Consider the following 13,127-nt stretch of genomic DNA (forward strand, 5'->3'; position numbering starts at 1 on the left):
GTGTCTGTATGCTTAATTTGAATGTTCATAGTGCATTTGACTTTTTAAATTCAAATATAACGCTAAATCGTTTGTTAGAAACGCTTAAAAACGATGGCCAAACTGCAGTCGCAGTGACTGACTTCAACCGAATGCATGCAGTCTACCAGTTTATGAAAACGGGTCAAGAGGAGAATATCCATGTTGTGCCAGGAATAGAAATCCTAGCAGAGGATGGCTTAAATGGTATTCCCTTAGTTTTATTAGCTAAAAATGAAGAAGGGTATTTAGAACTCGTCCGTTTAAGTGCGATGTTGTCATATAAAGATATCGAACGGACGCCACTCGCTTACCTTATTAATAATATAAGGAACTGTATTGTGATTGGTAAGACACAGTCTAGTGTTGGGCTTTTAACAAAACTTGAAACGAGTGAGGAAGATCAGTATCTTTCCTACCAAGTTGAAGGACAATATAAGAAAGTTTATATTCAGGCGAGTCATTACGTAAATCGTGAAGAACGTGGGGCGTTAAAGGTATTAAATGCGATTCGTGATAATGAAAAAATTAGCGCGGACTCCATACATTCTTTGAGTGGAAATGACTGTATTCAAATATCTTCAATGCTAGATGAAAGTGCAGCCTCTTTTTTAAAGAATAACGAAGAAATATTCAATAAGTGTCAAGTGCCACTTCCTCAGGTTGAACATACCTTACCTGCCTTTGACAATCCTTATGATGATCAATCTAAAGACTACTTGTGGCGCGTGTTGATGGAACGTTTTAAAGCGCTCGGACTAGATAGGAGAGGGCCTGTATACAAAGAGCGTTTGAAATATGAGTATGATGTCATTGTCTCTATGGGCTTTGAAGACTACTTTTTAATCGTACAAGATTTGGTGGCTTTCGCTAAGAAGCAAGGCATCTACGTTGGGCCAGGTCGTGGATCTTCATCTGCCAGTCTCGTTTCATTTACCCTAAATATTACTGAAGTTGATCCGATTGAGCATCAGCTCTTGTTTGAACGGTTTTTAAATCCAGAACGTGTCAACATGCCAGATATAGATATCGACTTTGAAGATTCAAGACGAGATGAAGTTGTCACATATCTGATAGAGAAATACGGCCAGATGCAAGTCGGTAATATCGTAACCTACGGGACACTGAGTGCAAAAATGGCAGCCCGTGATGTTGGTAGAGTGCTCGGTTTTACTGAAGATGAATTAAAATTAATTTCCAATTTAATTCCTTCGGAATTAAATGCAACTTTAAATCAAGCTTTCGATACAGACCGTTTTAAACAACTAGAAGAGAATGACAGTAAATATAAAGTTTTAAAAGAAGTCGCCTTAAAAATTGAAGGGCTGCCAAGACACACCTCCACACACGCTGCTGGGATGGTGTTAAGCAGTAAGAAATTGACCGACTCTGTGCCGATTATTTTTGTGGACCAGCATGTGATGACCCAGTGGCCAATGAAAGATGTTGAATCTGCTGGGCTCTTAAAAATTGACTTACTTGGTCTTAAAAACTTATCGCTTATCCGATATATGATACAGGGCATTCACCGACAAGATAAAAACTTTTCTCTAGATGACATCAAAAAAGATGTGCGTGTTTACAAGATGTTATCCCTTGGCATGACCCTAGGCATATTCCAGTTAGAGTCAACTGGAATAAGACGTGTGATTGAAAAATTTAAACCAGAGGGTCTTAGTGATTTAGCCGCAGTACTTGCCCTCTATAGACCGGGTCCAATGAAAGAAATCGATAATTTTATATATCGTAAAGAAAATCCGAAAACAATCGCATACCCACACGAAGACTTAAAGGAAATATTAAAAGAAACATTTGGTATCATCGTCTATCAGGAACAGATTATGCAAATTGCTGGAAAGATTGCAGGCTTTAGCTATGGACAAGCAGATATATTAAGACGTGCCATGAGTAAAAAGGACAAAAATATCTTAGCTGAAGAGCGTGAACATTTTATAAATGGCGCCTTAGATCAAGGATACAGTCAAGCGTTGGCAGAGCAGATATTTGAATTGATCATGGAATTCGCAAATTACGGTTTTGTAAAAAGTCACGCGGTTGCCTATAGTAAAGTGGCTTATATAATGGCTTACATTAAATTACATTATCCATCGATTTTCTACTCCGTAATATTGACACATCACCGCTCTAATGAAGATAAAATTAAGCAAGTTTTAAGTGAAATCAAGATGATGAAAATTAATATACACCCACCTGACATCAATCGTTCCAAATGGCAAAATATCGAGAACGATGGTATCCTTCTCGGATTTTCAATGATTAGTGGCATTTCAAAACTACTCTATGATGCCATACAAAAAGAACGTCAAAACGGTAATTTTACTGATATATTTGATCTTGTTAGCCGCGTAAATTTCAAATTCAATGAAAAAATATTGAGAAACTTAATTGTTTCAGGTGCACTCGATTCATTTAAAGAGAATAGAAAAACTATGTTACAAACAATACCGAATGTACTCAATAATGCAGGTGACGAGTATCATCATGAATCATTTTTAAGTTCTCTTGGGTTTAGTATTAAAAAAGATTTCCATTATACAGATGAGATGTCTCAAGCTGAAATAATTCAAGGTGAGAAGGAGACACTCGGTTTTTATATTTCCGATCATCCAGTCTTACTGAAGCATCAAGCTTTAGAATATATCCCTTTCTCATTTATTCAACAGCATAAAAAACACGCGAGTTATCTTTTGTTTATCGAAGATGTTAAAACCATCAAGATTAAGAAAAGTGGTCAGAACATGGCCTTCTTAACACTATCAGATGGGTATACATCAATAGATGGTGTTATTTTTGCTAAGGAATATTTTAAATATCATCCTATACTAAATGAACCCATTGTGGTCGCAGTGGCAACCATGGGTGAGCGTAACGGTAAGGATCAACTCGTCATCGACCGCTTATACACGCCTGAAACATATAAGGATGCATACATTAAACGGACCAAGAAAATTTATATTAGAAATCTACAAAAAAGTGATATTGAACCATTTCTTTCGGCTGAGGGGATACCGGTCCTAGACTTTGAACGTCATTCAACGATTGGTTATATAGAGTCAAGAAATATCAGTGGCTTAATTGAAAAAATTGATTATGAAAATTTCAGATTAATCGTATAAATATATTGTAAAACGGGTAGGTTAGTGATAATATACCGTGGTATGACCACTATAGGAGGAAATGATTTGTCACTTAAAAGCGATGCATTAGAACTACACAAAGTTAACCAAGGAAAATTGTCCGTAAACTCAAAAGTTGAGATTAAAGATAGACAAGCACTATCCCTTGCATATTCACCTGGCGTAGCTGAACCTTGTAAGGAAATTTACGAAGACGAAAGAAAGATCTTTGACTATACAATTAAAGGTAATACAGTTGGTGTTGTTACAGATGGGTCTGCTGTACTAGGCCTTGGTAATATTGGTGCGTCTGCAAGCTTACCAGTGATGGAGGGTAAATCTATCCTTCTGAAAAATTTTGCAGGAGTGGATTCATTCCCAATTGCCCTTAAAACAAATGACGTTGATGAGATTGTTAATACTGTGAAATTGATGACACCAGTATTTGGTGGAATCAATTTAGAAGATATCTCAGCACCGAGATGTTTTGAAATTGAAGAACGTTTAAAAAAAGAAGTCGATATTCCAGTATTCCATGATGATCAACATGGTACTGCAATTGTGACTTTAGCTGGTTTAATTAATGCGATTAAATTGACTGGTAGAAAATTATCTTCAATCAAGGTTGTACTAAACGGAGCAGGTGCAGCTGGTGTGGCAATTGTTAAGCTCTTACACAGCTTTGGCGTAAAAGATATGATCATGTGTGATTCACGTGGTGCAATTTATGAAGGTCGTCCAAGTGGTATGAATCCTATAAAAGAAGAAGTCGCTAAATTCACTAACATGAATAATATTGAAGGGAATTTAGTAGATGTGATCGAGGATGCTGATGTATTTATTGGCGTGTCAGTCGAAAATGCAGTGACTAAAGAAATGGTTCATTCTATGAAGGAAGATCCGATCATCTTTGCAATGGCTAACCCAACACCAGAAATTATGCCAGATATTGCACATGAAGCAGGCGTTAAAGTAATTGGTACGGGGCGTAGTGACTTCCCGAACCAGGTTAATAATGTGCTTGCTTTTCCAGGTATCTTCCGTGGTGCCTTAGATGTACAGTCGACGCATATTAACGAAGAGATGAAGAAAGCGGCAGTGTTAGCAATCGCAGATATAGTAACAGACGAGGAACTTAGTCCTGAATATGTGATACCGGATGCCTTCCATCCAGAGGTGGCACCAACGGTCGCAGAAAAAGTGGCAGAAGCTGCTATGAATACTGGGGTTGCCCGTATAAAGGTTGAGCCTGGTGAAGTATATGAAAAAACAAAAAAATTAATAAGTGAGTTATCAGTGAACTAATGGAAAATAAAAAAGGTCTCGAAACGATTCTAGAAGAAATCGACAAAATCATCGAAGATCAAAACATCGGTATCGGCGAGAAGATACCAAGTGAAAGATATTTAAAAGAACGACTAAATGTAAGTCGACAAAGTGTCAGAGAAGCTCTAAGAGCCTTAGAACTCATAGGTGTAATCTATGTTAAAAGAGGCGAAGGGACTTACTTAGCAAATATTGACAATCATCAACTGTATAAATTAATTGCAAAGTATTTAATCCATACTGAAAAACAGTACGAGGAGCTTAATGAACTCATGCATATGATCGATTTTTATTACGAACATAAATATCAGGGTATGAAGACGGTAAAAGACGACGATAATCAGATCGTGCGTAGAATTTATTCTCTACTCGAAAAATATTCAGACGGACATAAAGCGTGATTTAATGAGGTGTAGGAATGCTAAGAGATATATTTTTTAAGTTAAATAAAAAAGCGACAGATGAGCAGGGCAAAGACGGTTTAATTGAGCAAGAAAAAATTATGACCAAATGTCCAAATTGTAAAAAGATATTGTATTCTAAAGATCTTCACAAGCGTTTAAACGTGTGTTCTAATTGTGATTATCATTTACCGATAACGAGTACAGATCGTATGGAAGCTTTACTGGATATCGATACTGAGGAACGTCTTTTTGAAAATGTGACTTCTTCAAACCCGTTGAAGTTTCCGAATTATGAAGAAAAACTAAAATCTGATAAGGAAAAAACAGGACTCAATGAAGCCCTTGTTGTTTCCCGTGGGAGTATAATGGGCAATGATGTTGTTGTCGCAATAATGGACCCTAGATTTAGAATGGGGAGTATGGGTTCAGCATTAGGTGAAAAGCTTGCACGTAGCTTTGTCTATGCAACAGAGCACAGACTACCTGTCATTGTCTTCACTGCAAGTGGTGGTGCGAGAATGCAAGAAGGTATTCTTTCCTTAATGCAGATGGCTAAAGTTAGTGTCGCTTTAGAAAGACATAGTGAGGCTGGGCTCTTGTACATTTCATATATGACAAACCCGACTACTGGTGGCGTGTCGGCATCATTTGCCTCTGTTGGTGATATTAATATCGGGGAGTCAGGTGCCCTAATCGGCTTCGCTGGCCGTCGTGTAATTGAAGAAACCATAAAAGAAAAATTACCAGATGATTTCCAGACTGCTGAGTTCCTACTCAAACATGGTCAATTAGACGAGGTCGTTAACCGTACCCATATGAAACGCTATCTCGGTACAATCTTAAAAATGCATAAAGAGGTGGTGTAAATATGGCATTTGACTTTGAGAAACCTATTGGTGAGCTAGAAAATAAGATTAAAGAACTTGAAAAATACGCACATAAAAATAAATTAGATTTAAAAACTGAAATTAGCTTTTTGGAGAAGAAAGTGAAGGATAAGAGAGCGGAAATATATTCAAATCTAACACCTTGGCAACGTGTCGAAATTGCAAGATACATTAAACGTCCAACTTCTAAGGAGTACATTGCTGCTTTATTTGATGATTTTATCGAGTTAAAAGGTGATAGAGCATATAGCGATGACAATGCGATTATTGGTGGTATTGCAATGTTCAATGGTCGCCCTGTGACAGTGATCGGTAACCAAAGAGGGATGGATACTAAGGACAACATTGCCAGAAACTTTGGTATGGCTCATCCAGATGGATATAGAAAAGCGCTAAGATTGATGAAACAAGCCGAGAAGTTCAATCGTCCGGTCATTTGCTTTATTGATACGAAAGGTGCTTATCCTGGTAAAGCTGCTGAAGAACGTGGACAAAGTGAATCTATTGCAAGAAATCTCGTTGAAATGGCAGGACTCACTGTACCGGTGATTAGTATTGTTATCGGTGAAGGTGGTTCAGGTGGTGCTTTAGCACTCGGTGTATGTAATCAACTGTACATGCTTGAGAACTCGACTTACTCTGTTATTTCACCAGAAGGTGCAGCATCGATTCTCTTTAAAGATGCATCACTAAAAGAAATCGCAGCAGAATCACTGAAGATTACAGCGCATGACCTTCTAGAATTAGGTGTCAGTGATGGCACTATTGAAGAACCACCAGGTGGGGCACATAACGATAAGACTTTTGTGTTCAATGAAACTGAGAAAGTACTTAAGAGCGCCTTAGAAGAGTTAACACAACTCGATGGTGAACGCCTTGTAAATCAAAGATTCGAAAAATACATGGCAATTGGTCAATACGAAGAATAATGAGTCGTTTTTATTAATAATCCGTACGTTAACAAGTTTGAGTATAAGAAGCTCTAACATTTAACGTATGGATTTTTAATTTTATATTCTTAAGAATAGACCACACTTAAGGTCTGTGCTATGTTTAAGATGACTAAGAAATGGGTGATTTTATTGAAGAAGATTGCAGTATTAACAAGCGGTGGAGACGCACCAGGTATGAATGCAGCCATCCGTGCTGTGGTGAGAAAAAGCATCTATGAAGGGCTAACAGTCTACGGCGTATCCCATGGGTATCAAGGACTAATCAATGGTGATATAAGGGAAATGTCACTCGGTGATGTAGGCGACATTATACATAGAGGTGGTACGGTCTTATATTCAGCTCGGTCTGAAGACTTTAAGACAGTTGAAGGACAACAAAAAGCAGTTCTAAATCTAAAGGACCTTGGCATTGAAGGTGTTGTTGTCATTGGTGGAGACGGGTCTTACCGAGGGGCAAGTGTACTTTCAGGATACGGCATCAAGGTTATTGGCATTCCTGGAACAATTGATAACGATATTCCCGGTACAAATGAAACAATTGGTTATGATACGGCATTAAACACCATTGTAGACATGATCGATAAAATCCGTGATACTGCCACGAGTCATGAACGGACCTTTATAGTAGAAGTGATGGGAAGAGACTCTGGAGAACTTGCCTTAAACGCAGGATTAGCAGCGGGAGCTGAAACTATTTTTATACCTGAAAGAAATACGAAGATGTCTGATGTGGCAGACAGAATACAGGCAGGGCTCGACCGAGGTAAGAAACATTCCTTAATAATTGTCGCCGAAGGCGTAATGACTGCAGAATATTGTAGCGTGGAGTTAGCAAAGTATATTAATATAGAAACTAGGTTAAGTGTACTTGGACATATTCAACGTGGTGGTAAACCTTCTGCAAAAGATAGGGTACTCGGTTCACGATTTGGAGCTTATGCGGTAGAGTTACTACTCGATGGACAAAGCGAAGTTGGAACTTGCATCAAGGACAATCAACTATCTACGGTCACACTCGACTATGTACACGAGCATGAAAAATCTTATGACAATACTATTTATCAGCTTTCAAAAGAACTATCAATCTAGGGGGAAACTATAATGAGAAGTACTAAAATCGTATGTACAATTGGACCTGCTTCAGAATCTGAAGAAAAGCTTGAACAAATTATTTTAGCCGGTATGAATGTGGCACGTTTGAATTTTTCACATGGTGACCATGCGGAGCATCTTGCGCGTATTGAAACGATTCGTAAAGTTGCTAAAAGGCTGGATAAGACCGTCGGGATCTTATTAGATACCAAAGGTCCAGAAATTCGTACACACAGTATGGAAAATGGTTCAGTTGAACTAGTAAAAGGTGAAACAATTGAAGTTTCGATGACTGAAGTGTTAGGTAATAAAGATCGCTTCTCAGTTTCTTATGAAGGTTTGATTGATGATGTTCAGCCTGGCGATTTTATTTTACTCGATGATGGTCTAGTTGAACTACAAGTCGAAAGTATAAATAAAGAAGAAGGTATTATCACAACAACAATAAGAAATAATGGTCTTTTGAAAAATAAAAAAGGCGTCAACGTGCCTGGAGTTAGTGTGAACTTACCTGGTTTAACTGAAAAGGACAAGGCTGACGTTAAATTCGGTATCGAACAAGGCGTTGATTTTATTGCAGCAAGTTTCGTACGTCGTCCACAAGACGTATTAGAAATAAGAGAATTACTTGAAACACATCAGGGTGAATATATTAAAATTATTCCTAAGATTGAAAACCAAGAAGGTATTGAAAATATTGATGAAATCCTTAAGATTTCAGATGGTCTCATGGTTGCTCGTGGGGACTTAGGTGTAGAAATTGCACCGGAAACAGTGCCGATGAAGCAAAAAGAGTTGATTAGAAAATGTAATCTAGTCGGTAAACCAGTAATTACAGCTACACAAATGTTAGATTCAATGCAACATAATCCACGTTGTACACGTGCTGAAGCGAGTGATGTTGCCAATGCAATTTACGATGGTACAGATGCTGTAATGTTAAGTGGTGAAACAGCTGCTGGAGATTATCCAGTTGAAGCGGTACAGACGATGGCGAAGATTGCTGAGTCCTCTGAACAAGCACAGGATTATAAGAAATTATTATCTGACCGAACAAAATCAACACAGACAAATATGGTGACTGCCTTAGGCGTATCTGTAGCACATACTGCATTAAACTTAAGTTGTAAGGCGATTGTTGCAGCAACGGAAAGTGGTCACACAGCGAATATGATTGCGAAATATAGACCACATTCAGATATCGTTGCGGTAACGCCATATGACCATGTTGCTAGACAGCTAAACTTAGTGTGGGGTGTACATCCAATTGTTAAGGTGGGTCAAAAAAATACAGATGATCTATTAAACACTTCAGTAACTGCTACGCTTGAAAAAGGTTATGCAAATGAAGGTGATTTAATTATTATTACTGCAGGCGTACCAGCAGGTCGAGCAGGTACAACTAACTTAATGAAACTTCACGTCGTCGGTGATACCTTGATTAAAGCCCAAGGTATCGGTACGAAAAGTGCGGTAGGTGAAGTTGTTACTGCTAAAAATTTCAGTGAATTAGAGAAAAAAGATACGACAGATAAAATTGTCGTTGTTCAATCTGTCGATGCATTGATGACACCGCTGTTAATTAAAGCAGCAGGACTTGTGACTATAGAAGGCGGACTAACAAGTCAAGGTGCAATCGTTGGCTTGAACCTAGAATTACCAACTATTGTCGGTGCGAATGATGCCTTTGATGTCCTACAAGATGGTATGCTTGTGACACTTGATAGTGAACAAAGCGTCGTCTATAGTGGACATGCACATGTGTTATAAAGATTAGAGGTGTAAGAGATGAAGAAGACGCTTGGTATATTATTTCTTAGCATGTTCCTTTTAGCTGCATGTAATGCAGGTGGGAATAATGGAGAAGAAGATAACAGTGAACAAGATGAATCAGCAAATGATGCTGAACAAACAGAAGAATCCGCTGGCAATGACGGTGAGATGACAGCAGACAAACTGATTCAAAATGCCATCAGTAACAGTGAAGGTGTTTTATCTTACACGGGGAATCAGGAATTTACCGTAGAACAAGGTGAAGAGACAACAAGTTTTCAAAGTGTCATCAATTATGACGATCAAAATGAGATGAAACTATCGGTTGATAATGATGGACAAGTGACATCTCACTACATGATTGACGGTTCACATTATATTTTTGACAATAATCAATTAAACGAAGTTGACAGTACAGATTCATTAGAAGCGAATAGCTACGAGTCGGTTGTCAGCAGTTTATCTGACTATCCAGCAGGAGAGTTAAGCAGTCTAGAAGAAGGCTACGCGATTACTGTCAACATTGATGATATGTCTACCATAGAACCACTATTAAACGATAGTACGAGCGAAATCGCGTCATCATTTGACAGTGTTAATGGGACACTGCAGTTGTACTTTGATGAAGAAGAACGCTTTACCGGTAGTCAGCTAGAAGCGACCGTTTCTGGAGAAAGTGAAGAAGCGACAATTCAAGCAGCTGCTGATTATACAAATATCGGAGGCATCGAGACAATCGAAATTCCGCAAAATTTAAATGAATAGGTTATTTGATAGGTAGGACTCTTTTGAGTTCTACCTTTTTTGTGTTTAGGTGATTATCGAGGGTATCGGGTCGTTGTGGAACTGACAGCGGTCCGCTACAAAAGTAACACCTCAAAAATAAACTTATTCTTATTAATTATCATAAGATAATTAATTTCAACTTATGGATGTGTTAAAATGAATATAATGGGTATAGAAAACAAGAAGTGATAAGTGTTGACGAGTATCTTTGAATATTATTTCACAAAAATGATTGAATTTACTTGAATATCATAACTGTCACAATTTTGTTATACTTGCCTTAAACATTCTGTTACATATATAGGAGGGGGATTTATGACTGGAAACAGCGGTTTAGAAGGTGTTGTAATTGGTGAATCTAGAATCAGTTCAATTATCGGCACACAGCTGACTTATTGCGGTTATGAAATTGATGATTTAGCAGAAAATGCAGAATTTGAAGAGGTTGTCTACTTATTGTGGCATGATAAGCTACCAAATTCTGAAGAGTTATCAAACTTTAAGAAGGAATTGTTTAATCATGCACACCTTACGGATGATGCGAAAAACTTCTACAAAACTTTTGTAGATAAATCAGTGCATCCAATGAGTGCTTTACGTACGGCAGTTTCATTATTATCTCATACGGATGAGCGTGCAGAAGAGCAAGGTGAGGAAGCGACTTTACTTAAAGCGATTCGCATTCAAGCGAAGATTCCTTCAATTGTTGCGGCCATTGCACGTACGCGTCAAGGTTTAGATGTAATCGATCCAAATCCGGATTATGGTTATGCAAAAAACTTCTTGTACATGCTAAATGGTGAAGAGCCGACTGAAGTGCAAATTGAGGCGATGAACAAAGCGCTAATTTTACATGCAGACCATGAAATTAATGCATCAACATTTGCAGCTCGTGTCATCGTTGCTACATTATCAGATATGTACTCAGGTGTCACTGGTGCAATTGGTGCACTTAAAGGACCATTGCATGGTGGAGCCAATGAGAAAGTGATGGCGATGCTTGAGGAAATCGGTTCTTTAGATAAGGTCGATGACTATATCGAAGAAAAATTAGCAAACAAAGAAAAGATTATGGGTATTGGTCACCGTGTTTATAAAGATGGTGATCCACGTGCGAAGTATCTAGAGGATATGGCACGCCGTCTTACTGAAGAAAACGGACAACCTGAACTTTACGAAATGTCAGTTAAAATTGCTGAAATTATCGAACGGGAAAAAGGGCTCTTACCAAATGTGGACTTCTTCAGTGCTTCGGTTTACCACTCATTAGGTATCGAACATGAATTATTCACACCAATCTTTGCAGTAAGTAGAACTTCAGGTTGGATCGCTCACATTTTTGAGCAGTATGAAAATAACCGTTTAATCCGTCCACGTGCGGAATACAACGGTCATACAGATAGAAAATACGAACCAATCGAAAACAGATAAGATACGGGGGTAAAAAAATGGCAGGACAAAAGATTGAAACTAAAAATGGTGTATTAAATGTACCAAATGAACCGATTATACCTTTCATTGAAGGTGATGGAATCGGCCCAGATATTTGGGCAGCAGCAAGTCGTGTAATCGATGCAGCTGTTGAAAAAGCTTATAACGGTGAAAAGAAAATTGAATGGACAGAAGTACTTGCTGGACAAAAGGCATTTGACCAAACTGGTGAATGGTTACCTCAAGAAACTTTAGATAAGATCGATGAGTACCTCATCGCAATTAAAGGACCACTAACAACACCAATCGGTGGAGGTTTCCGTTCACTAAACGTAACATTACGTCAGGAGTTAGACTTATTCGCTTGTCTACGCCCAGTTAGACACTACAGTGGTGTACCATCTCCAGTTAAACACCCTGAACACTGTGACATGCAAATCTTTAGAGAAAATACTGAAGATATATACGCAGGTATTGAATTTAAAGAAGGTACGCCGGAAGTTAAAAAAGTTATCGACTTCTTACAAGATGAAATGGGTGTTGAAAATATTCGTTTCCCAGAATCATCTTCAATCGCAATTAAACCAGTATCAAAAGAAGGTACTGAGCGCTTAGTACGTTCTGCAATTAACTATGCGATTGAGCATAACAAACCATCTGTTACACTTGTTCATAAAGGTAATATTATGAAATTTACAGAAGGCGGATTTAAAAACTGGGGTTATGAACTCGCACGTACTGAATTCAAAGATCAGACATTTACTTGGGCTGAATATGATGAAATTGTAGAAAAAGAAGGTAAAGATAAGGCGAACGAAGTTCAAGACCAAGCGGTTGCTGACGGCAAGATTATCATTAAAGATTCAATTGCTGACATTTTCTTACAACAGATTTTAACGCGTCCTAAAGAGTTCGATGTTGTTGCAACAATGAACTTAAACGGTGACTATATTTCTGATGCACTTGCTGCACAGGTAGGTGGTATCGGTATCGCACCAGGCGCAAACATTAACTATGAATCAGGACATGCAATCTTTGAAGCGACTCACGGTACTGCACCGAAGTATGCTGGTCAAGATAAAGTAAACCCATCATCTGTTTTACTTTCAGGTGTGCTGATGTTAGAACACTTAGGTTGGCAAGAAGCTGCTGACTTAGTGAACAACGCCATTGAAAAAACGATAGCTAAAAAAGTTGTAACTTACGACTTTGCTCGTCTAATGGACGGCGCGACAGAAGTTAAGACTTCTGAATTCGGTGATGCATTAATTGAAAATATGTAATCTTCATTGAATTGTATAGAACTTCATATTATACTTG

General features: G+C 38.2%; 10 protein-coding genes. All 10 read left to right on the plus strand.

Annotated features, from left to right (window positions below; all coding sequences use genetic code 11):
* The first annotated feature begins 8 nt into the window (after window positions 1-8).
* Complete coding sequence (locus V6E76_RS10390; protein WP_247352591.1) at window positions 9-3,155, plus strand: DNA polymerase III subunit alpha; 3,147 nt, start codon at window positions 9-11, stop codon at window positions 3,153-3,155.
* A gap of 66 nt (window positions 3,156-3,221) precedes the next feature.
* A complete protein-coding gene (ystJ, locus tag V6E76_RS10395) occupies window positions 3,222-4,460 on the plus strand; it encodes an NADP-dependent malic enzyme (RefSeq protein ID WP_247352589.1) in 1,239 nt (412 codons plus the stop codon).
* On the plus strand, window positions 4,460-4,882 hold the full coding sequence (locus V6E76_RS10400) for a GntR family transcriptional regulator (protein WP_247352587.1): 423 nt from the start codon (window positions 4,460-4,462) through the stop codon (window positions 4,880-4,882). The genes ystJ and V6E76_RS10400 overlap by 1 nt, the downstream gene beginning before the upstream one ends.
* A 17-nt stretch (window positions 4,883-4,899) precedes the next feature.
* A complete protein-coding gene (accD, locus tag V6E76_RS10405; RefSeq protein WP_247352585.1) occupies window positions 4,900-5,751 on the plus strand; it encodes an acetyl-CoA carboxylase, carboxyltransferase subunit beta in 852 nt (283 codons plus the stop codon).
* Window positions 5,752-5,753: 2 nt separating this feature from the next.
* Window positions 5,754-6,701 carry an acetyl-CoA carboxylase carboxyltransferase subunit alpha gene (locus V6E76_RS10410; RefSeq protein ID WP_247352583.1) on the plus strand — a complete coding sequence of 316 codons (948 nt, stop codon included), beginning with the start codon at window positions 5,754-5,756 and terminating at the stop codon, window positions 6,699-6,701.
* 153 nt (window positions 6,702-6,854) lie between these two features.
* A complete protein-coding gene (gene pfkA, locus V6E76_RS10415) occupies window positions 6,855-7,814 on the plus strand; it encodes a 6-phosphofructokinase (RefSeq protein ID WP_247352627.1) in 960 nt (319 codons plus the stop codon).
* 12 nt (window positions 7,815-7,826) lie between these two features.
* Window positions 7,827-9,587 carry a pyruvate kinase gene (pyk, locus tag V6E76_RS10420; RefSeq protein ID WP_247352581.1) on the plus strand — a complete coding sequence of 587 codons (1,761 nt, stop codon included), beginning with the start codon at window positions 7,827-7,829 and terminating at the stop codon, window positions 9,585-9,587.
* 18 nt (window positions 9,588-9,605) lie between these two features.
* Window positions 9,606-10,355, plus strand: a complete 750-nt coding sequence (locus V6E76_RS10425) for a hypothetical protein (protein ID WP_247352579.1) — start codon at window positions 9,606-9,608, stop codon at window positions 10,353-10,355.
* A gap of 336 nt (window positions 10,356-10,691) precedes the next feature.
* Entirely contained in the window at window positions 10,692-11,807 is a 1,116-nt protein-coding gene (gene citZ / locus V6E76_RS10430) for a citrate synthase (protein ID WP_247352577.1), read from the plus strand.
* Window positions 11,808-11,824: 17 nt separating this feature from the next.
* Window positions 11,825-13,090 (plus strand): NADP-dependent isocitrate dehydrogenase, encoded by a 1,266-nt coding sequence (gene icd, locus V6E76_RS10435; RefSeq protein ID WP_247352575.1) that lies wholly within the window; start codon window positions 11,825-11,827, stop codon window positions 13,088-13,090.
* The last annotated feature ends 37 nt before the right edge of the window (window positions 13,091-13,127 follow it).

The organism is Jeotgalicoccus huakuii, assembly GCF_036665975.1.
Taxonomy (GTDB): domain Bacteria; phylum Bacillota; class Bacilli; order Staphylococcales; family Salinicoccaceae; genus Jeotgalicoccus; species Jeotgalicoccus marinus.